A 20,814-nucleotide genomic window follows, 5' to 3' on the forward strand; every position below is an offset into this window, starting at 1 on the left:
CCCCCCCCCCCCCCCCCCCCCCCCCCCCCCCACCACCCCCCCCCCCCCCCCCCAGATTATATTCGAGGTCTCGTGGGCTCGGAGATGTGGAGAAGAGACAGGTAGATCTGAGTCAACTCGGTCAACTGTGGGAGCGAGCTTGCTCGCGATGGGGCTGTACCTGCCGGCCTCAATCCCCCCTTGGCAACTCGATCACAAACCGCGTCCACCCATTCTCCGATTCGCAACGAATCTGCCCGCCATGAGCACGGATGATCGACTGGGTGATCGCCAGTCCCAGTCCCGCATGTTCGCTACTGCCTTCACGACGCGCAGGATCGGCCCGGTAAAACCGGTCAAACAGGCGCGGCAATAGATCTTTGGAAATCTGTTGGCCCGTGTTTTCAACGGTCAGGCGCAACTCTTTGGGCTGATCGACGATTCGCACCCGAACCTCGCCATCGACCGGCGTGAACCGCAGTGCGTTGTCCAGCAGGTTCGACAGTGCCCTGCGCAACATGCTGCGGTCACCTTCGAGGTGGGCATTGCCGTCACGACTCAGTTTTACCTGCGCGTCTTCCGCCAGCGGCGCAAAAAACTCCAGCAGCAGATCCGTTTCCTGTCCCAGTTCCAGCGGTTCGCGCTTGGGGATTAACAGTCCATGGTCAGCCTTGGCCAGATAGAGCATGTCGTTGACCAGTTGCGCCATCCATTGCAGCTCTTCGAGGTTGCTGTGCAGGGCTTCGCGGTAGTCCTCGATGGGGCGAGGGCGGGTGAGGGTGACCTGGGTGTGGGTCAGCAGGTTCGACAATGGCGTGCGCAGTTCATGGGCAATGTCGGCGGAGAAGGCCGACAGGCGCTGAAACGAGTCGTCGAGGCGTCCGAGCATGGCGTTGAAGTTGTGGGCCATTTCCGCCAGTTCCGGCGGCATGTTTTCTTCAGGTAGTCGCGAGTTCAGCGATTGCGCGGAAACACCACTGGCCACCGCGCTGATCCGCCTTAACGGGCGCAAACCGCTGCGTGCCGCCCAGGCGCCCAGCAGTGCGGTGGCCAGGGCTGACAGGCCGACGGTCAGCCAGATCAAATGCTGCATGCGTTGCAGAAAGTGCTGGTGATGGGTGATGTCCAACAGCAGGGTCAGTTGCGGTGACTCGGGTTTGTCCGCGAAAAGCGGCGCATTGAGGACGCGGTAATCTGTGCCTTCATGGCTCACCGTCGACAATCCGGACCGGCGCGGCAGTGCCTGGGGAATGTTGGTCGAACTGTCATACCAGCGCTGGCCGTCACTGCCGGTGATTCGCAGTGACAGGTCAGCCTGCCGGCTCAATTCCTCCGCCAGTTTCACTTCGCTGTCACTCGACTGTAAGTCGTGCAGGGCCCGACGCAAGCCAATCAGCTTGCCGTCCAGCAGTTGCTGGTCGAGTTCAACGAAGTGTGCCTCGCTGGCGCGGCTGAACAGCACCCCGGCGAACAACGACACCACGGCGGTGCATGCGGCAAACAGGAGCGCCAGGCGGCTGCTCAAGGAGAGACGGCGCATCAGGCGGGGCGCTCTTCAAGGACGTAGCCCATGCCGCGTACGGTATGGATCAGCTTGTTGGGGAATTCATCGTCGATCTTCAGGCGCAGGCGACGGATCGCCACCTCGATGACATTGGTGTCGCTGTCGAAATTCATGTCCCAGACCTGGGACGCAATCAGCGACTTGGGCAGGACTTCGCCCTGGCGGCGCAGGAGCATTTCCAGCAGGGCGAATTCCTTGGCGGTAAGGTCGATACGCTGGCCGCTGCGTTCGACCCGGCGCCGGATCAGGTCCAGGCGCAGATCGGCCAGTTGCAGGCTGGTCTCCTGCGGCGTGGTGCTGCCGCGACGCAACAGGCTGCGGACCCGGGCCAGCAGCTCGGAGAAGGCAAACGGCTTGACCAGATAGTCATCGGCGCCCAGTTCGAGGCCGTGAACCCTGTCCTCCACGGCGTCACGGGCGGTCAGAAAAAGTACCGGCGTGTCCAGGCCGGCGCTGCGCACCGCTTGGAGAATTTGCCAGCCATCACGACCCGGCAGCATCACATCAAGAATCAGCAGGGCATATTCGCCGCTGAGGGCCAATTGCTGACCGGTGTTGCCGTCGGCCACCAGTTCGGTGTTGAACCCGGCCTCGGTCAGGCCCTGGCGCAGATAATGGCCGGTTTTCGGTTGGTCTTCGACGATCAGCAGTTTCATGGGCGACTCATGGCAAGTGGAACGAAGGCTTTATACCGTGGGCAGCATTCGCACAGGGCAACCTGACAAAGTTGTAATCTGGCTGTCAGGTTACGGGCAGTGGCAGCAGTTTAGAGTTTTGCGCATGCTGAGCCTTAACTTGTTGGAGTATGACGATGTTTTTACGCAAATCCGTGGCGCAAATCCTGTGTTTGCTGGCGCTGAGTTCACCGGTGTGGGCAGACGCCGGGCATACCTACGATTTCGGTCAACCGGCCTCGGCGGCCAAGGCGACCCGCAGCATCGAGATGGAGATGGGGGACATGTCCTTCACGCCTAAGTCCCTCGATATCAAGGCCGGGGAAACCGTGCGCTTCGTGCTGGTCAATAAAGGCCAGTTGCTGCATGAGTTCAACTTGGGGGATGCGGCATTGCACGCCAGGCACCAGCAGGAAATGTTGCAGATGCAACAGAGCGGCATGCTGGCGCCAACCGGTATGAAGGCAATGGCCGGCATGGATCACAGCAAAATGGACCACGGCATGAAGCATGATGACCCCAACAGCGTGCTGGTGGAACCGGGCAAGACCGCCGAGCTGACCTGGACCTTCAGCAAGGCCACCAGCCTTGAGTTTGCCTGCAATATTCCCGGTCATTACCAGGCCGGCATGGTCGGCAAACTGACTGTCAGTCAGTAAGCACTCAAAGGCGGGAGCAAAGGCTGATAGAATCCGCTGATTCTTCAGTCAGGTTTCCGCCATGCATCCCGCAGCCGAACACTCGCCGCTGGGCAAGTCCAGCGAATACATCGCCACCTACACGCCGTCCTTGCTGTTCCCGATCCCGCGCACCGCGAAGTGGGCGGAGCTGGGCCTGACGGCGCAAACCCTGCCGTACAAAGGCGTGGACTTCTGGAACTGCTTCGAGTTGTCCTGGCTGCTGCCGTCGGGCAAGCCGGTGGTGGCGATCGGCGAATTCAGCATTCCGGCGGATTCGCCGAACATCATCGAGTCGAAGTCGTTCAAGCTCTACCTCAACTCCCTGAACCAGACGCCGTTTGCCGATACCGCGAGCCTTGAGGCGACGCTGGCCAAGGACTTGTCGGCGGCTGCCGGCAAGCCGGTGGGTGTGCGCATTCGCAGTCTCAAGGATGTCGAGAGCGAAGGCGTCGTGGTCTTGCCGGGCGTGTGCATCGATGAACTGGATATCAGCGTCAGCAACTACGAGCATCCACGGCCGGAACTGCTGCGTTGCGATGATTCGCGCATTGTCGAGGAGAGCGTGCACAGCCATTTGCTCAAGTCCAACTGCCCGGTCACCAGCCAGCCGGACTGGGGCAGCGTCGCGGTGGAGTACCGTGGCGCGGCGCTGGATCATGCGAGCCTGCTCGAGTACATCGTCAGCTTCCGCCAGCACTCGGACTTCCATGAGCAGTGTGTAGAGCGGATCTTCCTCGACCTGCAGCGGTTGCTCAAGCCAGAGAAACTGACGGTGTATGCGCGTTATGTGCGTCGTGGCGGGCTGGATATCAACCCGTATCGCAGCACTGAAGAGGTGCAGCTGCCGAACCATCGCCTGGTCCGTCAGTAACGAAACCCTGTAGGCGCGAGCAAGCTCGCTCCTACAAGGGCATTGCTGGTTTCAGATCCCCATGTTGGCCAAGGCCTGCCCGATGTTGCGCAGGGTGCCGGCAAGGGTAGGGTGTTCGAGCTCGAAGCGTTCCACGGCCAGGTTGACGCCATCGGCGAGGCTGGAATCCTGGGTTTTGGTTTCGAGTTCAAGCTTCAGCTCGATCTGTTGCATCAGTTCGTTCAACTCTGCGCGTTCGGCTTCGGACAATGGAGGATTCTGTTCCAATTGCTCGCGCAGGGCATTGAGCTGTTCTTGCAGTTCGCGGGCAGGCATGGCGTTCTTCCTTCTTTTATCGATAGGCACTGGCATAGACCATGGCGGCAGGCCAAAGGTCGATGGCTGACCTTTAGATTAATCCACTCGCGGCCAACGTGCATGATCTCGATCAGGGCTTTTCGCCCTTGAGCCGACGCAAGCTGATATCGGCCAGGCAGGTGTCGAGTTCACCGAGGTGATCGATCACCGAATGCACGCCCAGACCAAACAGTTGCATCGTCGCCTTGGCGCGTTTGATGTCGCGCTCCTGCGGGGGCAGCGCTTGCCATTGCTCGGGCGCCAGCCCGCACAGCGAGCCGCAGGACGCCAGACCGATGGTCCACAACCCGGCATTGAGCCCCGCTTGCAGCAAACGGGGTTCGCCGCTCACCAGTACGCAGCCGTCGAGTCGCTCGACGTTCAGGGTCATCAAGGCGTGCCAGCAGGCATTCGGGGCGGGCCATGGGTTGTTTGTAGCTGAATGTTGCGAGGGTTTGATCCATTCCGGCAGCGCAGCGGCCAGGGATTGGCTGAGGGCTGGGGGCAGTTCATCGAGCCAGGCGCAGGGGATTTGCTGGCGCTGCAAGCTGCGCAGGCTATCCAGTGCGCCGGGCGTGGCCTCGGCGTGTTCGGCCGAGTGGCTGCCGTGCCGGTGCGTGTGCGCGCCGAAATCCACCAGGCAGCCACTGAGGCCGAACAGTACGGCGGTCAGGCTGGGTGCGGTTTGGGGCAAGGCTTCGGCGAGCGGCATGTGGACGTCCCTGAAATAGCCTGAAGGCTAGTGAACGACGGTGACAGTTGAATGACATGGATGTGAAACGCTCACATTTGGCACGATTCCTTCCGTGTGAATCTCGTACAAAGTGCGTTAAACGGCGTTTACGTCTTATACTTGCCAACTTATTGCCTGGGCCAAGTGCCCGAGCCAGTACAAACCAAGGAGTTTTTTTTCTATGCGCTGGAGCAATCATCTAGCCAGGATTTGTGTATGCGCCAGCGTGATGCTGGTTCCGTTCGCTGCCCAGGCAGCCACGGAAGAGGATCCTTGGGAAAGCGTCAACCGCCCGATTTTCAAGTTCAACGACGTGATCGACACCTACGCGCTCAAACCCCTGGCCCAGGGCTACGAGTACGTGACGCCACAGTTTGTCGAAGACGGCGTTCACAACTTCTTCCGTAATATCGGCGATGTGCGCAACCTGGCCAACGATATCCTGCAGGCCAAACCTCATGCCGCAGGCGTTGATACCGCGCGAATCATTTTCAACACCACCTTCGGCTTGCTGGGCGTCATTGATGTCGGCACGAAAATGGGCCTGCAGCGCAATGACGAAGACTTCGGTCAGACGCTGGGCTACTGGGGTGTCGGCAGCGGCCCTTACGTGATGCTGCCGCTGCTGGGGCCAAGCACCTTGCGTGATGCGCCGTCCAAGTACGTCGACAGCTACACCGGCGCTTATCGTTACATAAACGACGTTCCGGTGCGTAACTCGTTCTACGCCCTGGACATCATCGATACCCGTGCCAACCTGCTGTCGAGCGAGAAGCTGATCACCGGCGACAAGTACACCTTCATCCGTAATGCATACTTGCAGAACCGTGAATTCAAGGTGAAAGACGGTCAGGTCGAAGACGATTTTTGATCTCGACCGGTAAACTGAAAAAGGCGGCCATCAAGGCCGCCTTTTTTGTCTGCGAAAAGCCGCATGCGGATGAAATCGCGGTTTTCACTGTAGTCCCGGCCGGTTTGACTCGCAGGTTCGAACCTTCCATTGGGTTACGGATTTGCCTGTTCTTATAACTCTCGGTGATTTGACAAATAAAGACGTCAGGCGACCATCGGCGTGAGCTTGAAACGCCCCGCGGATGGGAGTACCGTCTGCGCCTTAGAAGGGCACCTCTGGTGAACACGTGTGTAGGGCAAATGCCCGAAAGCGGTGCTACAGAGAGGCTAGAAAGCGAATCCAGTAGTCAGCGCCGGGCCAAAATCCCCGCCTGCTACGCCAACCTAATTCTGGCGCCGTTTGCCCACATGCCAAAAACCAGTGCCACGCTGCTGATAATCGATGATGACGAAGTAGTGCGCGCGAGCCTCGCCGCCTATTTGGAAGACAGTGGTTTCAGCGTCTTGCAGGCCAGCAATGGTCAGCAGGGTCTTCAGGTATTCGAGCAAGACAAGCCCGACTTGGTCATCTGCGATCTGCGCATGCCGCAGATGGGCGGTCTCGAACTCATTCGCCAGGTCACCGAACTGTCGCCGCAAACCCCGGTGATCGTGGTGTCGGGTGCCGGCGTGATGAATGACGCGGTCGAAGCCCTGCGCCTGGGCGCGGCGGACTACCTGATCAAGCCTCTCGAAGATCTGGCTGTGCTCGAGCACTCTGTGCGCCGGGCCCTGGATCGTGCGCGCCTGCTGCTGGAGAACCAGCGCTACCGCGAGAAGCTGGAGAAGGCCAATCGCGAGCTCGAAGCCAGCCTGAACCTGCTCCAGGAGGACCAGAACGCCGGTCGCCAGGTGCAGATGAACATGCTGCCGGTCAGTCCCTGGACCATCGACGAGTTCAAGTTTGCTCACCAGATCATCCCGTCGCTGTACCTGTCGGGTGATTTCGTCGACTACTTCCGGGTCGACGAGCGCCGGGTCGCCTTTTACCTGGCGGACGTTTCCGGTCACGGCGCCTCCTCAGCCTTCGTCACCGTGCTGTTGAAGTTCATGACCACGCGCTTGCTGTTCGAATCCAAGCGCAGCGGCACCCTGCCGGAATTCAAGCCTTCAGAGGTTCTTGGTCATATCAACCGGGGCCTGATCAGTTGTAAGCTGGGTAAACACGTCACAATGGTCGGTGGAGTCATCGACGAGGAGACCGGTTTGTTGACCTATAGCATCGGTGGTCATTTGCCGTTGCCAGTGTTGTACACGCCAGACAGTGTTCGTTATCTGCAAGGGCGTGGTCTGCCGGTGGGCCTCTTCAACGAAGCCACCTACGAAGACCACGTGCTGGAACTGCCACCGACGTTCAGCCTGACGCTGATGTCTGATGGCATTCTGGATCTTTTGCCAGAACCCACACTCAAAGAGAAAGAAGCGGCGTTGCCCCAACGGGTCAAGGCTGCGGGCGGCACCCTGGATGGGCTGCGGCAGGTTTTTGGATTGGCCACGCTAGGGGAGATGCCGGATGATATCGCCCTGTTGGTGTTGAGCAGGAATCTTTGATGAGTACCGGTAGAATCCAGTTCGCCGAGCAGGATGGCACCTTCGTCCTGAAGTTCGTCGGTGAAGTTCGCCTGACCCTGTGTTCGGCGTTGGATGCGACTATTGAGCGGATCTTCAGCGCGTTGAATTTCAATTCGATCGTGATCGATCTGACCGAAACCCGCAGCATCGACAGCACCACACTTGGCCTGCTGGCCAAGCTGTCGATCCTGTCGCGGCAGAAGGTTGGCCTGCTGCCGACCGTCGTCACCACCCACGAAGACATCACGCGGCTGCTGCAGTCCATGGGCTTCGAGCAGGTGTTCAACATCGTTGACAAGCCGGTGCCGTGCCCGGAATGCCTGGACGACCTGCCAGACCAGGATCAGTCCGAAGAAGTGGTGCGGATCAAGGTGCTCGAAGCGCACAAGATCCTCATGGGCCTGAACGACACCAATCGTGAAGCCTTCCATGACCTGGTGAATGCGCTCGAACGCCATTGATCCCCTGAATTGATGTGGGTCAGCCAGCCCCCCATCGCGAGCAAGCTCGCTCCCACAGGTCCTCGTTTAGCACACGACCTCAGTCATCCCGCGAACTCCTGTGGGAGCGAGCTTGCTCGCGATGGCGTCCTGCCAGTCACCAAACACATACAAAAAAGGGCGAACCCTCACAGGTTCGCCCTTTTTGCATTACACCCGCTCAGCTCACAGCTTGGCCTGCAACAACGCCTCGAGCTTCTCCTGATCCCGCGCGAACTGACGAATGCCTTCAGCGAGTTTCTCGGTCGCCATCGCATCTTCGTTGGACAGCCAGCGGAACTGCGATTCGTTTAGGCTCAGGCGCGCTTCACCGGCATGGCCAGGCGCCAGTTTGCGCTCCAGCTTGCCGGTGTCCGCGGCCAGCTTGTCGATGAGGTCCGGGCTGATGGTCAGGCGGTCACAGCCGGCCAGTTGCTCGATCTGGCCCAGGTTGCGGAAGCTCGCCCCCATGACCACGGTCTTGTAGTCATTGGCCTTGTAGTAGTTGTAGATGCGCGTCACCGACTGCACACCCGGATCATCCGCGCCGGTGTAGTCGTTGCCGTTGGCTTTCTTGTACCAGTCGTAGATACGGCCCACGAACGGCGAAATCAGGAACACCCCGGCGTCGGCACAGGCGGCCGCCTGGGCAAAGGAGAACAGCAGGGTCAGGTTGGTCTGGATGCCTTCCTTTTCAAGGATCTCGGCAGCGCGGATGCCTTCCCAGGTGGACGCGATCTTGATCAGCACGCGGTCGCGGCCAATACCGGCCTTGTCGTACAGCTCGATCAGGCGATGCGCACGCTTGAGCATGGCATCAGTGTCGAACGACAGGCGCGCATCCACTTCGGTGGAAATGCGGCCCGGAATCACTTTCAGGATTTCTTGCCCCACGGCCACGCCAAAACGGTCGCTGGCCAGGCCCACATCGCCCTTGCAGTCATTGACGCAGGCGTTCAGCAGCTCGGCATACGCAGGAATGGCCGCGGCCTTGAGCAGCAGGGAAGGGTTGGTGGTGGCGTCCACGGGTTTAACGCGAGCGATAGCTTCGAAGTCGCCGGTGTCGGCAACCACGGTTGTCATTTGTTTGAGTTGTTCCAGCTTGGAAGTCATGGGCGTGCTCTGTCCTATGGGTCTGATGACATTACCCGAGCGCTGACAGCCACTCAAGGGCGTGTACGTGTATCAATGCCCCCTGTGGCAACAACCTGAAAACAGGTGTTTGAAAGGTGGGGGGCGGTATCGATAAATAGGATGCCAGGCGGGCTCACAGGTTCAACTCAGCTGACGGTTATAGCCTTGCAATCAGATCACCTGACACCTGAATCTTCTGATAACGCCCACTGTGCCCTGGGTGTAATACCGCTAATTTTTTGAATTCTATATAGTTTGGTTGCGCCCTCAGTGATTGTTATAAAAAGTCTACTAAGTTTTCGCAAAGGGTTATCTTACTTTTGGTGGGGTGTTATCTAATAAGGTGTGATCGTTAGAATACGTCGAATATATAAAGCGAATAAAGTGTAGTGTGATAATAGCAAGTGTTTGCATGGTGGAAATGACTTCACAAAGTGAAGAGGTATATGTTTTTGGATGCGTTTGATGATCTGATGCTCGGCTACGCATTAAAAAAGTTGACCAACATGTTTGAAGAGATCGTGGAAGTTTCGAAAAGCCCCTCTTCGGACAAGGCAACAGGCGTACAGGATATCAAGCAGACTAAAACTGCAAAAAAACTACCTGTCTGGCTGGGACGTCTGAGGGTTAACACTCCTTATCAAGTGACGCATGTTCTGATCGATCAGATGCACGCCTCTCGAAAACTCAACCGCGACCTGCGCTTCGCGGCACAGGCTGCCTTGCTGGACGCGCTGGTAGAGGACGGACTGGCAATGCACATCGCGAGTTATTCGGTGCTTGTCGTAGAGAACCGTCTGAAGTGCTTTTCGGATCGATGAGCGCTGTATCTACTGAACACGCGCCCAGTGTCCATTACACTGGAAAATTGCATCAGATGTGAGGAAGTAGGTTGGAGTCAAAACTGTACATCGCACAATACGCCGGAATCACTGTCATGCTTCCAGCGGCCATGGTCGTTGCGGGTTGGTTATGGTGCACGGCATCCAGAAAGCTCGCCCTCTTATGGCTAGGCGTACTGTTCGTAGCCTATTTCGTCGTAGGTCTCAGCAAAGTGCTTTTCAAGGGCTGGGGAATCGGCCTGGAAAGCCTGGATATCGCGGTCATCAGTGGCCACGCAATGAACGCCTGCCTGGTGTCGACCGTTGTACTGAGTTTGCTGTTGCGCCAACTGGATCATCGCCTTCGATGGCTGGCGCTGGGAGCGGGGCTGCTGTCGACCTGGTGGTTCAGCATCCAGTATGTCGGTCAGACGATTCATCCTCTGCCGGAAGCGATTGCCGGGGCGGTTGTGGGATCAGCCGCGGCGTGCGTCTTTCTTTTCAGGCTGGAGAGAAGGGAAATCCGCAAAATTCCTTTGCCGGCCCTGGCGCTGGGGCTAGTGGGGATTCTACTGAGTACGAGCATTCCCAAGTACACCGCCGAGGGGGTCTTGAACTCGCTGGCAGTGACGCTGTCGGGGGCAGAAAAGGCTTTTATGCAGCCTCATTGGCGCACTTCTGGCGGGCCGTCACGGTTATAGCGATTGGCGTGATGTTGAGTCCCGGCAAGAGGATGGGGCTAGGACTCACTACTGCTTTTCTCATCAATCCGGGCCAGCAGCTCTGCAGTTTTCAACTGCATCAGCGCAACATCACCGCGACTCTCAACGTTCAGCACGATTTCTGGCTCGGTCTGCGAGAGGTGGATCTTGAAGCGCCATTCAGTGAAGGTCAGGCTTAGGCCGTTGCTCTCGTCTACGTCCGGCGCTTTACTGGCGTACAACGAACGAAGATGCGTCAGTACGGCAGTCGGATTACTGACTGCACATCGAATGTCCCCGGAGGAGGGGAAAAGCCCGATGCGTTCCACCAGTAATCTGGGTTGAGGGGAGGTAGAGGAGGGTGCTCTTTCGTACGTCCGCAACCAGGCCATCAATCCACTGTTGCCCTCGGTGAACTTCTGCCCCAAAACCATATTGCCCGGTGCAAAAGGGTCCAGCGATTTATAGACAGAGTCGATCGGTGATCTGGAAGCGTTCATAGTGGTCTGCCTTGCAAAAGGTTTATGGCCGCTCAGAAACGCGGCACCCAAGAGCTGAAAGTTACCGGTTACAGGCCTTTCTTATACAAATTCTCATAACAGAAATTGGTCGCGTCGATATAACCTTCCGCTCCGCCGCAGTCAAAGCGGTGACCTTCGAACTTGTATGCCAGGACACAACCGCTTTGTGCCTGCTTCATCAACGCGTCAGTGATCTGGATCTCACCGCCCTTGCCGGGCTCGGTATCAGCAATCAAGTCAAAGATATCGGCCGTCAGAATGTAACGACCAATAATGGCCAGATTGGACGGAGCATCTTCCGGTTTAGGTTTTTCAACCATGCTGTTAACCCGGTAAATACCTTCGCGAATCTGCTCGCCGGCGATGATGCCGTACTTGTGCGTCTGGTCGTTGGGTACCTCCTGAATGGCCACGATCGAGCAACGGAACTGCTTATAGAGCGCGATCATCTGCGACAGCACACCATCGCCTTCCAGGTTCAAGCACAGGTCGTCCGCCAGTACCACTGCAAACGGCTCATCACCAATCAACGGACGGCCAGAGAGAATGGCGTGCCCAAGCCCCTTCATCTCCACCTGACGGGTGTAAGAGAAGGTGCAGGTATCCATCAACTCGCGGGTACCGTTGAGATAGTTCTCCTTGTCGGTACCACGAATCTGATGCTCCAGCTCGTAACTGATATCGAAATGGTCTTCCAGCGCCCGCTTGCCGCGCCCGGTGACGATCGCCATGTGCTGCAGGCCGGCATCCCGTGCTTCCTCAACACCGTACTGGATCAGCGGCTTGTTGACGATCGGCAGCATTTCCTTCGGCATCGACTTGGTGGCGGGCAGAAAGCGCGTGCCATAGCCGGCAGCAGGGAATAGACATTTACGGATCATAGAAGCGTCCTTTTTTCCAATGTATAAGAGAAGCCGTCATTTACTGCGGAGAGCACTAAGATGCCCCCGCCAATAGGTAGAGCTTCCAAATTCTCACTATGCTCACGGACGAAGCCGTGGTCTTAAGTGTCCGGGAGCTCAGCGGACTGTTTGACTGGATGCTTACATCGCCACTCAATCAAGCCGATCAGGATCCCCGTCAGCAGACAGCCCAAGGCGATCCAGCGCGCCTTGACCCACAGGAAGACCAACTGGCAACTAAAAGACAACGCGAAAAAACCTACAAAGTGATGCAGTTTGTCTTCCTGGGTAAAGCCTTCGGGAATCGGTTGCGCTCGCAAAGCGGCTGTCAGCAAGACCCCACTAACGCTGATGAAAAACAGAGTGCGTATCCAGAGGGGAAGTTGTGTGACACCCAGGAACAACGAACTCATTCGGTGATTTTCTCAAAGTTCTTATAGAACGCATCTTTGTCGCGGCCATTGGTCATTGTGTACAGCGAATATTGGCGGTTAAGACGCGCTCCACCATCGCGGGTCAGCGGAGCCCAGACCAGGTTGGCGCGACGCATCGTGGAGACGCTCATCAACTCGTCGAAGGGGACCGAGATATAGATACCTTTGTCGAAGCTACCCTCGCCGAACTCTTCTGACGAGGCCGTGGTGCGGGTGACCCAGCCACCGAACTTCACGCCGTTAGTGAACTCATGCGACAGATCGATCGTGGCACCCCAATCGCGCGCCAGGTAACGTCCAACACTGACCGCCGCCTGCAAGTCGAACGGCAGTTCGGTATAGGTGGTGATGTGACCGGTCGTGGTGTTGTAATCGCGCAGACCAAAACCCTGGTCAAAGTCACGCTGGCGTACAAAGTTCAAATCAGCACCCACGGCCCAACGCTCGCCCATGGGGCGGTACAGCAATTCACCACCGACCCCGGCGAACATTGATTCCAGATAACCGCCATACACCATGCCATACAAGTCTTGATCCAATTGCTTGGCATGGTTGAGCTGAAATGTCGGCATTGTTACATCAGAGGTGATGACGTACTTGCGCAAATCGGTCCGCACTCGGGGCAGATTGCTCGGCGCGTCGTACGTGAACTTATCAAAGTTGTTCAGGAGATTGGTGCTTATGACCCCACTCGTCCACGTGTTGCGGGTAAAGCGGTACTCTGCGTCCACATCAGCGGTCAACTGGTACAGCAAACCGTCAGGACCACCAATGTTTTGCTTGTAACCCAAGCCGATACCATAGGTAAAAGGCTCGAGTGCCTGGGTGTACAGCGTGTTTTCAATGTGTGGCGTGGCCCGGTTCAATTCGGTGGTGCGGTGCAGGTCTGCAAGGTCCTGTTGGTTGTTCACAACAGCCCGGAAGGTTTCGCGCGGCACACTGGTTTCTTCCACGGGCATGTCGTAACGCTTGTTCACCATCGTGAACCAGTCGATGTCGTCATTCGCGCTGTTGTCCAGAATCCGGCTGGCCCGGCCCACACCTTTGGCTGAGTAGAAATAGCGCGACTGCTCGCCATACACAATCAGCTCGGAATCGCGTTGAGCAATACGTTCGACCTTGTAACCGGCGTTGTTTTCCAGTCGTTTGGAAACCCCCGCCCAGTCGACCTGGTCGAGCGGCGCAGTTGGCTCGTTTGCCGGAAGCGCTTCGATGGCAGGGTCGTAGCGCTTGGCCGGCGCCTTGCGGCTGGCGAAGTTGGTATGAAAAGTGATGCCGAACAGCGCGGTGTTGCCGCGCTCCCAACCGGCGGTCAGATCGACAGAGTCACTTAGCTTGAACACCGCCCCGATGTTGATGGGCGAGTCCTGCTCCTGGTTATTGTTTTGCGGTTCGTGCTTGTAGTCGTTACCGTCGAACTCGAGTTTCAAGCTCAAGGGCGACCAGGGCGTCTGATAGGACACGCCGCCAAACAACGCGGGCGAGCCGCGAAAATACGAGTTGGTATTGACGTCGCCCGTGCCCGAGTTTACCGGGCGTGTATCAAAGCGCTCATCGAGGTACCCCAGCGGGTTCTCGATATCTCCGCGGTTACCGATGTAGCCCCAGGCAATGCCCAGGCTGAAATCCAGATTGTAGTAACGTTTGTTCGCCACAAAGTATTCGCTGGAAAACAGGCCGGTGCCCCCAATATCCCGAAAACCGAGCGCGACCTCGGGCAACCAGTGGCTTTCTTGCCAGAGGCGGGCTTTGGCATCGACCGCCTTGTCTTTATAGCTCTGGTCGCCACTTAATGACTCGGGCCCGTATTTACGGTTGCTGATGGCGGTATAACGGAAACTACCTTCCAGCCAATCAAGGGGCTGTATTGAAATGCTATAGCGCGAATAAGGGTCTGTCCGGTTGGCGTTCAAGCTGAATTCGCCGGCGGGTGCCATCCGTGCGGTGGGGGTTTGCAACAAACCCACACCACCGAAATCATTCTGGGTAAAACGCGGCTCTCCATGAGCCAAGCTGTAGGGCAACAACACTACGGCGGCAAAACGTAACTTCAAGGGGCCACCTCGGGCAGCGGTTGGGTGGCGAGAAACTGAGCAAGCTGCTCGTTCAAGTCGGGTGTGGGCAGATCCGGATCATCGTTTCTCACAGGCACTAGAATTGTGCTGCCTGCGGTGGCAAACACCCCGTCTTCGCGGTTCCAGGCGGCGTTGCCGACTCGCTTGACCAGGCCATCGGGCTGAATCAACCACAGGTAATCGGCATCTGCGTCGGTCACCGGCAGACAGCTTTTGAGATATTCCTGGGCTGGCCGCAGGGCGCGATAGGGCAGCGTGCAGGGCTGTACAACTGCACCCAGGACGGTGACCGTCGTCGGGCGTAGAGGGTAAATCAGCTGGTCGCCGTCACTGAGCGAGTAATTGCGGGCGAACCCAACCTCCAGCGCCACGGGGTCGAGCACCGCGACTTTGCGGCCGGTAACGGGCAGTCGGCTGACCTCTTCAAACAGGCGCGCAGCCAGGGCCGCAAGGCTGCTTTTTTCTTCAAGCAAGGCCCCACGTTGAAGCAACTTCAGATCGAACAGCACGCCGGCCTTAAGGCGGGTTTGCTGCTCCAACAGTGGCTGGTGCAGCCAGGCAGCGGCCAACCAGTAACTTTCGGCGTTCGGGCGTGCCTCGCTGACGGCATCGAGCAAGCGCGTGCCTGGCACGAACGTGAAGGATCCGGCGTTTTGTACATCACCCGTGACCGTGACAGCGGCCTGAGTCATCGTAGAACTTGCCAGCAACAGGCAAGCCGACAGCGTTTTCGAATATCTCACCGAGCCGTCTCCCGGTCAGGGCGCAATTGCACAATCTTCAAGAAAAGTTCCGGCGTGAGATGTTGTTCGCTCTGCAGGATCAAGCCATCGTCAGGCCTGACCCAAAAACGGTTGGTGGCCTTGAATCCCAGCTCGGGGATGTCGACGCGTTCATCTATGCGCTGCAACGCATAGTCCTTGTCCAGGATGGTGACGGTTTCGATGCCCTGTCGACTGAAACGACTGTTAACAGCCAGTCCGACCCGCGGACCCTGATAGACATCAATCCAGCGGGTACTGCTGTAACCGTCGGGCAATTGCTGCAAGCCACGCTTGAACGGCGACTCACCGTCGAAGCGCGTGCCATCGAGATTGATGCTCAGGCCGACAGTGCGCACGACCAGACCATCGCGCATCAACAGCACTTGCTTGCCGGAGGCGACCCAGAACTCCAGGTCGTCCTGCTGGCGAAGCTTCGCCAGCACACCTTCGCTGACGTCCGTGGTGACCTTGATCTGCGCATAGGGCACGGCCTCCACTTGCGCTGCAGTCACTTGCAGCGGCTGGACGCCCAGTGTGGCGGCTTTAAAGGTATCCAGGGACGCCTGCATCAACGGATTGCAGCCACACAGCAGTAAACCCACCGCCAGGCATGAGCTGTTACGCAAAGTTTTCAAAGCGGCTCAAACCTTATCGACTGCTGGCTTCACTGAGATTGTTTTGAGCTGCCGCTCCGGTACCCAGGATAGTAGCCGAGGGTAGCAACTGACTGATCAAGCGGTTCCAGCGGGTCACGCCTGCAGGGCCGACGTAGACGATGTCCTGGGGTTGCAGATCGAAGCGGGTGGCGAGAGCAAACGCGGTAGGCGATTCGGCGTCCAGCTGAAAGACTTTTGCCGGCTCGGTCTCAAGGTTTTCCGCACCTCGAATGACATACAGCGCATTGCCGTTGGAGGTGGTCTGGTTCAGTCCACCGACCGTTCCGATCGCATTCGCCAGATTCATCCGGTTGATTTTGTACGTGAGTGCCCGCGGCTGGTTGACCTCACCCATGACGTAGATTTTTTTCCGGTCGTTGTAGGGCAGGTACAACTGATCGCCGTCTTTTAAATAGACGCTATGCAACAGCGAGCCTTTGCTGTTTAGCGAGTCCAGGTCGAGAGGGTACTCACGTCCGTCCCGGGTCAGTGTCAGGCCTGCAAGGTCGGCATTCAATGGATCGACAGTCGCAATACCCATGGCTTCGACGACAGTGAGTGGCGACGTGGTTATGGGTTGTTGACCGGCTTTTAAAATGGCGCCGGAAATAACGACTTTTTGACTGGCAAACCGCAAAACACTCAAGTCAACCTGGGGGCTGTCGACGAATTGTGTCAGGCGCTCGGCAATAAAACCGCGTAGCTCCTCGATGGTTTTACCTGCGGCATGAATATTGCCGATATAGGGGTAAAACAAGGTGCCGTCTGGGCGTACCAGGCGACCGTTCGCATCAATTTGCTGTTGCGCACCTGATGGTGCGGTCAACTCAGGATGGTCCCACACCGTGATGTATAACACATCATTGGCGCCAATCCGGTAAGCCCCCGGCTTGAACGCCAACAACTCGGCGGGCACCGAGGCTTGCACTTTTGTCGCCGCGTTCTGGGCAATCAGTTTGGGCGTTATCGGAATCAACTCGATCCGACTGCTTTCCGGTGAGCCATCACGGCCGACCTGACTGGTATCCAGGTGTTGACCGGGTGAGAACATACAGCCTTGCAGGGCTACGCCTGCAAGCACAGCGAGCGACAAACTACGAATCATGATTGAGGACACTTGTGGGGGGAACACATCAGAACTGAACCACCCGGATTGCTCCGGGTAGTAGAAGACTATCGACCTCGCGGTGCGCTTAGCGTGTACCGGTGGTGCCGGTAGTACCAGTAGTGCCGGTAGTGCCGCTGCCATTGTTGCTGCCACCACCACTGGATGACAGTGCAGCGGCTCCGGCGACAACCACGGCGCCGAGGCCGAGAGCAGCCTCTGTGGACAGGCTGCCTACGAGAGGGGTGGACTGATTCAAAGAAGCGTTTTTTGCAGGTGTGCCTGGTGCGGAAGACGCTGCAGGGGGCTCAGCGGCTAAAACGGAGGCACTTAAAGACAGCAATAGAGCGGAAGCAAGTAATTTGGTCATGGTAGATTCCTTTTTGATGCATCGTCGGTATTGGCGGTGAAACTAAGAAGCGAGCGTGCAAGGCCAAAAACGCTGAGCGTCCATTAACGTTAAGGATAGTATTGATTCGAACTCGATGAGCGTAGACCTCTGGGTCATTCCTCAGTGAGGTTTATCTTGCAATTATTGCCTTAAGAATACCTGCGTAGGAGGCTCGACAGGTCTGACGTTTTCTAACGTGCTCGCTGTTTATAACAATTGTTATCGGGTATAAGGTGCAGGTGTCATGGTTCGCGCCTGATCACTACGCCATACGAGAGATGCTACTGGCCATAGTCTTGCGGGTTAGAGGCTTGCCGGTGCCAAGTATCGACCATCATTTCCTGCAAACCACGCTTGGCCCTCCAGTCGAATTCATGGGCGGCTTTTTTCGGAGCAGCCTGGCACTGGGGAATATCCCCCCTGGGCGACGTTCAACCACTTGATGAGACACTGCTCGCCCCCCAGCTTGCTCAAAGGTCCGAATCATTTCCAGCACGCTGAACTGATACCCAGATTCCAGATGTTCACCCTTGTTGTTTGGATGGCTGTCGGTAGCGCACTCATATGTCCGTAGGCCAAATCCCTGACACCGCGGCGGCACAACCAGTACATCGGCCGACAGGTGTTAGGAATCAATGACCTCGGGGCCAACCCAGCGGTGATATAGGGGATAACCATATCACCGATATTGCAAGTCGGCTTGGGAGTTAATATATTTTAAGCTTAAATTTTATTAGCCGCATGTTTATGCTTCGTTTGTTTCAAGCTTTTTGGATGTCGGACTATTGTTATAAATGTTTAAGACAGCAGTGCACATAATTTCAGATTTGAATTTTGCCTCGTAACGCTCATAAGAATTGCGCCCCAGTTTGCTCCACGTTGAGCGAGGTATTCTTTTCAAAAGAGCCACGAGTTCACGGGAAGAACCTGGTTCAAACAAAAATCCGGTTACCCCTTCCGCTACAACTTCCGGAAGCGAGCAGCATCGGCTAGCAACGACGGGCAGGCCATAACTGTGGGCTTCTGCCGCCACCAAACCGAATGACTCCCACCTGCTGGGCATGATCAACACATCAGCGTTACTAAAATAACCAGCTAAATCAGAGGGGTGTAGCCATCCAACGTAGTTAATGTTATTCAGTTTTTTTGGCGGAGGGCCACCCTGTACAGTGTCTCCTACTGCAGTGAGGCGAAAGGGGTGTCCCTCAAGCTGGGCCATTGCGTCCACCAAAGTATCAAATCCTTTGGCATGGTCGAATCTACCTACGTAAAGTAGGTTCACAACGTCGCGGTCGAAATGATTAATAGCCTGAACTGGTTGAGGCGGTTCGACACAGTTATTTACGATGATTATCTTTTCTTTCGAAAACCCTTGGGAAAGCGCTGCCTCTTGTTCAAATTTACTAACGCATATGACCGTGTCAGTGATCTTGAGGAGTAGTCGCTCAATTAATGCGAATGCTCTTTTTTTAGCGTTTCCACCATCCATTATGAACGCCCATCCGTGAGGGCAATAAATAATTTTTGGTCTATAAAAAGGTAGCATGAAAAACAATATGACTCGTCCGCAAAGCCCAGCGAACGTGCTATGGAGATGAACAATATCAGGTCTGCGTGTATGCAGGGTTATAGAAAGAGCGACTATGAATTTAAGCAGTGACGGAATGTTTCGGCCGGTCGAGTTGTAGGTCTCGATATTCTTTAGCGGAACACTAATCAACTCGACAGCTTGTGTTTTCGGCACAAGGCAGGTGGATTCGAGCCCCGAACTTATCTGGGAAAGCATAAGCTGTCTTGCTATGGTCGCAACGCCACCCTTTATCGTTTCCGCAACATGTAGAACTTTCATATGGTCTCGCATCAAGAGGCAAGTATTGAATTTTAGTCGGAAGTGTATTTTTGACTAGCAAGCTCTTTCGGTTGCAATATTTATTGCTCTCCTGCGTCGGATCGGATTTGTAATAAATATCCGAGAGAGTGATGAAATAATTAACGCTAATACCCTCAGGCTTGAGTTTTCGATCAACGTGCATTTACTGGAGAAACCCGACTCTCGAGTCTTGCGGTGCTCGTAGTGAGAAATGTTTACCGTACACCGCCTGGATGAACGACATGGCGCGCCCGATGAATTGGACAACCTTCTTCATTCGCGCCGAACTATCGCGAAAGTTCGTCCCGCCATGAGGGCGGTACAACGCCTTGATATGTTTGGCCAGGAAAAACGTGTACGCCAGGCAAAGGCTGACTTTAGCAAAGGCACTGTGTGCAAAGATCACGATGGGCCGTATCTGTCGGACAGCCGACGCCAGTTTGACCGCTAGCAAGAAGGTCCCGAACACACTTCGCCCGCACTCATGAGTAATCACATTGACGGAGATGACCTGGGCTTTGTGAGCTTCGGGGATTGAATAGGAAAACCCACAACTCAAGGCCTCGCGCTTAAGCCCCGGTATATTCAGGTAACTGGCGATGCCCCCTTTTGCCGTCTCGGCGACGTTTAACAAGCGGCGCGTTCTATTCATGCTCGTGCCCCGTCCATAGCGTGGTTGGCCGGTGCCCTGGGCACTGCGTAAAGACAGAAGGCGTAGGCCGTCATGTGCCTGAGGAACGACCCTAGGTCCGGTTCGAAAAAGGTCTGGATCAGGAAGTTAGCCATTAGCAAGGCCATCAGCGGATGGCTGTAATTTTTGTTTCTGACCATGAGTACGATCACGCTCCACAGCACCATGGAGAGCAGGAGTTCCTGGGGCCGAAAAGAGAACGCCGGTGCAAACAAAAACCGCACGGCGCCGTACAGCGAATTGGGCAACGCGGTGACAATGCCATTGGGCGTCAACAGGTTCGAGAAAATAGTTTTCGAATCACTAAGGCCTTCTCGACTGGTATTGACGGTATCCCGGGCCAGTTGCAACTGCGTCCAGACGTCCCCAGGCAGCACTAGGCAGGCCACCAGCGCCAGACACAACAAGGTCGTACGCAAGCGTCCATGTGCGGAAAAGAAACAGGTCAAAAACACCATACCCACAGCAATGAACGCGTAATAGAACCTGAAAAAGTAGGCATACAGCAGGTACAACGAAGCCACGAAAACCACCTTGAACACTTTGCTTCGGCCTGAGAGGCAAGCCAGGCAACAGCTGAAGTTCATGACGATCACGATCGCCTCTTTCGAGAGCTTCAAATTGAACAAGGTGAACGGCACCATGTACAACAACGTGAAGCCGACCAGTTCGTAGCGCTGGGAGCGGAACGACATCAGCAGCACTACGCTGATAACGCCGACCAGCAGGAATACTTGCGATCCGTCGTCCCCTAAGTTGCTGAACACCCAGGCGGTGCTGACGAACGAGTCGGTCTGGGCACTACCCAGGTCGACGTAATTTATCAAGTTGCTGATGGTGCCGGCATCGGTAAAGAAGTGCTTGGGCAACAACACGTCCTGAAACATATAGATCGCAAGCACAAACGACATCAACAATAGGCACAGCAACAGCCGTGCCCCCAGAGTTACATCCTGACGGTTATCCATTA

At 56.4% G+C, this 20,814-nt stretch carries 23 protein-coding genes; 7 read left to right on the top strand and 16 right to left on the bottom strand.

From position 1 onward, the window contains the following. Window positions 1-169: 169 nt before the first annotated feature. Both AC1RS8_RS11955 and AC1RS8_RS11960 read right to left on the bottom strand, forming a co-directional pair. Window positions 170-1,519, bottom strand: a complete 1,350-nt coding sequence (locus AC1RS8_RS11955) for a heavy metal sensor histidine kinase (RefSeq protein WP_340314292.1) — start codon at window positions 1,517-1,519, stop codon at window positions 170-172. Beyond that, window positions 1,519-2,199 (bottom strand): heavy metal response regulator transcription factor, encoded by a 681-nt coding sequence (locus AC1RS8_RS11960; RefSeq protein ID WP_057715640.1) that lies wholly within the window; start codon window positions 2,197-2,199, stop codon window positions 1,519-1,521. The genes AC1RS8_RS11955 and AC1RS8_RS11960 overlap by 1 nt, the downstream gene beginning before the upstream one ends. Before the next feature lie 155 nt (window positions 2,200-2,354). Between AC1RS8_RS11960 and copI the strand changes: the two genes are divergently transcribed. Together copI and queF are read left to right on the top strand one after the other, a co-directional pair. Beyond that, window positions 2,355-2,876 (top strand): copper-resistant cuproprotein CopI, encoded by a 522-nt coding sequence (gene copI, locus AC1RS8_RS11965; RefSeq protein WP_429521333.1) that lies wholly within the window; start codon window positions 2,355-2,357, stop codon window positions 2,874-2,876. A gap of 61 nt (window positions 2,877-2,937) precedes the next feature. Next, complete coding sequence (queF, locus tag AC1RS8_RS11970) at window positions 2,938-3,768, top strand: NADPH-dependent 7-cyano-7-deazaguanine reductase QueF (protein WP_489340100.1); 831 nt, start codon at window positions 2,938-2,940, stop codon at window positions 3,766-3,768. Between the two features lie 51 nt (window positions 3,769-3,819). Here the strand turns inward: queF and AC1RS8_RS11975 are convergent, their stop codons facing one another. Next, complete coding sequence (locus AC1RS8_RS11975) at window positions 3,820-4,083, bottom strand: DUF4404 family protein (protein ID WP_057715637.1); 264 nt, start codon at window positions 4,081-4,083, stop codon at window positions 3,820-3,822. Window positions 4,084-4,195: 112 nt separating this feature from the next. After that, on the bottom strand, window positions 4,196-4,816 hold the full coding sequence (pcrP, locus tag AC1RS8_RS11980; RefSeq protein WP_057715636.1) for an HAD superfamily inactivated hydrolase PcrP: 621 nt from the start codon (window positions 4,814-4,816) through the stop codon (window positions 4,196-4,198). 202 nt (window positions 4,817-5,018) lie between these two features. Here pcrP and AC1RS8_RS11985 point away from each other — a divergent pair, with 202 nt between their 5' ends. From AC1RS8_RS11985 to rssC, 3 genes are all read left to right on the top strand, one after another. Beyond that, a complete protein-coding gene (locus AC1RS8_RS11985) occupies window positions 5,019-5,708 on the top strand; it encodes an MlaA family lipoprotein (RefSeq protein ID WP_057715635.1) in 690 nt (229 codons plus the stop codon). A 389-nt stretch (window positions 5,709-6,097) separates the two neighbouring features. Continuing rightward, window positions 6,098-7,279: a two-component system response regulator RssB gene (gene rssB / locus AC1RS8_RS11990; protein ID WP_057715634.1), complete on the top strand. Its 1,182-nt coding sequence runs from the start codon at window positions 6,098-6,100 to the stop codon at window positions 7,277-7,279. Next, window positions 7,279-7,761, top strand: a complete 483-nt coding sequence (gene rssC / locus AC1RS8_RS11995; RefSeq protein WP_057715633.1) for an anti-sigma factor antagonist RssC — start codon at window positions 7,279-7,281, stop codon at window positions 7,759-7,761. The genes rssB and rssC overlap by 1 nt, the downstream gene beginning before the upstream one ends. Window positions 7,762-7,965: 204 nt before the next feature. Here the strand turns inward: rssC and tal are convergent, their stop codons facing one another. Further along, on the bottom strand, window positions 7,966-8,892 hold the full coding sequence (tal, locus tag AC1RS8_RS12000) for a transaldolase (RefSeq protein WP_057715632.1): 927 nt from the start codon (window positions 8,890-8,892) through the stop codon (window positions 7,966-7,968). A gap of 467 nt (window positions 8,893-9,359) precedes the next feature. Between tal and AC1RS8_RS12005 the strand changes: the two genes are divergently transcribed. Both AC1RS8_RS12005 and AC1RS8_RS12010 read left to right on the top strand, forming a co-directional pair. Then, window positions 9,360-9,734: a hypothetical protein gene (locus tag AC1RS8_RS12005; RefSeq protein WP_489340101.1), complete on the top strand. Its 375-nt coding sequence runs from the start codon at window positions 9,360-9,362 to the stop codon at window positions 9,732-9,734. 116 nt (window positions 9,735-9,850) lie between these two features. Further along, window positions 9,851-10,435 (top strand): hypothetical protein, encoded by a 585-nt coding sequence (locus AC1RS8_RS12010; protein ID WP_489340102.1) that lies wholly within the window; start codon window positions 9,851-9,853, stop codon window positions 10,433-10,435. A 38-nt stretch (window positions 10,436-10,473) separates the two neighbouring features. On the opposite strand, the gene AC1RS8_RS12015 is transcribed toward AC1RS8_RS12010, so the two are convergent. From AC1RS8_RS12015 to AC1RS8_RS12065, 11 genes are all read right to left on the bottom strand, one after another. Beyond that, window positions 10,474-10,935: a mannose-1-phosphate guanylyltransferase gene (locus AC1RS8_RS12015; RefSeq protein WP_493162694.1), complete on the bottom strand. Its 462-nt coding sequence runs from the start codon at window positions 10,933-10,935 to the stop codon at window positions 10,474-10,476. 68 nt (window positions 10,936-11,003) lie between these two features. After that, complete coding sequence (galU, locus tag AC1RS8_RS12020) at window positions 11,004-11,837, bottom strand: UTP--glucose-1-phosphate uridylyltransferase GalU (protein WP_057715631.1); 834 nt, start codon at window positions 11,835-11,837, stop codon at window positions 11,004-11,006. A 122-nt stretch (window positions 11,838-11,959) separates the two neighbouring features. Next, a complete protein-coding gene (locus AC1RS8_RS12025) occupies window positions 11,960-12,271 on the bottom strand; it encodes a VanZ family protein (protein WP_489340104.1) in 312 nt (103 codons plus the stop codon). Further along, window positions 12,268-14,346, bottom strand: coding sequence for a YjbH domain-containing protein (locus AC1RS8_RS12030; RefSeq protein WP_489340105.1), 2,079 nt, complete (start codon window positions 14,344-14,346; stop codon window positions 12,268-12,270). Before AC1RS8_RS12030 ends, AC1RS8_RS12025 begins: the two co-directional genes overlap by 4 nt. Continuing rightward, window positions 14,343-15,110: a capsule biosynthesis GfcC family protein gene (locus AC1RS8_RS12035; protein WP_489340106.1), complete on the bottom strand. Its 768-nt coding sequence runs from the start codon at window positions 15,108-15,110 to the stop codon at window positions 14,343-14,345. The genes AC1RS8_RS12030 and AC1RS8_RS12035 overlap by 4 nt, the downstream gene beginning before the upstream one ends. Continuing rightward, the gene (locus AC1RS8_RS12040; RefSeq protein WP_057715627.1) at window positions 15,107-15,766 is read right to left on the bottom strand and encodes a YjbF family lipoprotein; all 660 of its coding nucleotides are present in this window, start codon (window positions 15,764-15,766) and stop codon (window positions 15,107-15,109) included. The genes AC1RS8_RS12035 and AC1RS8_RS12040 overlap by 4 nt, the downstream gene beginning before the upstream one ends. Window positions 15,767-15,779: 13 nt before the next feature. Beyond that, the gene (locus tag AC1RS8_RS12045; protein ID WP_489340107.1) at window positions 15,780-16,892 is read right to left on the bottom strand and encodes a polysaccharide biosynthesis/export family protein; all 1,113 of its coding nucleotides are present in this window, start codon (window positions 16,890-16,892) and stop codon (window positions 15,780-15,782) included. 88 nt (window positions 16,893-16,980) lie between these two features. Next, entirely contained in the window at window positions 16,981-17,151 is a 171-nt protein-coding gene (locus AC1RS8_RS12050) for a hypothetical protein (protein ID WP_489340108.1), read from the bottom strand. 877 nt (window positions 17,152-18,028) lie between these two features. Then, window positions 18,029-19,132: a glycosyltransferase gene (locus tag AC1RS8_RS12055; protein ID WP_489340109.1), complete on the bottom strand. Its 1,104-nt coding sequence runs from the start codon at window positions 19,130-19,132 to the stop codon at window positions 18,029-18,031. Window positions 19,133-19,316: 184 nt separating this feature from the next. Next, a complete protein-coding gene (locus AC1RS8_RS12060) occupies window positions 19,317-19,805 on the bottom strand; it encodes a hypothetical protein (RefSeq protein WP_489340110.1) in 489 nt (162 codons plus the stop codon). Next, on the bottom strand, window positions 19,802-20,812 hold the full coding sequence (locus AC1RS8_RS12065; RefSeq protein WP_489340111.1) for a hypothetical protein: 1,011 nt from the start codon (window positions 20,810-20,812) through the stop codon (window positions 19,802-19,804). The genes AC1RS8_RS12060 and AC1RS8_RS12065 overlap by 4 nt, the downstream gene beginning before the upstream one ends. Window positions 20,813-20,814: the final 2 nt, after the last annotated feature.

This window comes from Pseudomonas sp. GW821-FHT12A04 (genome assembly GCF_058807755.1).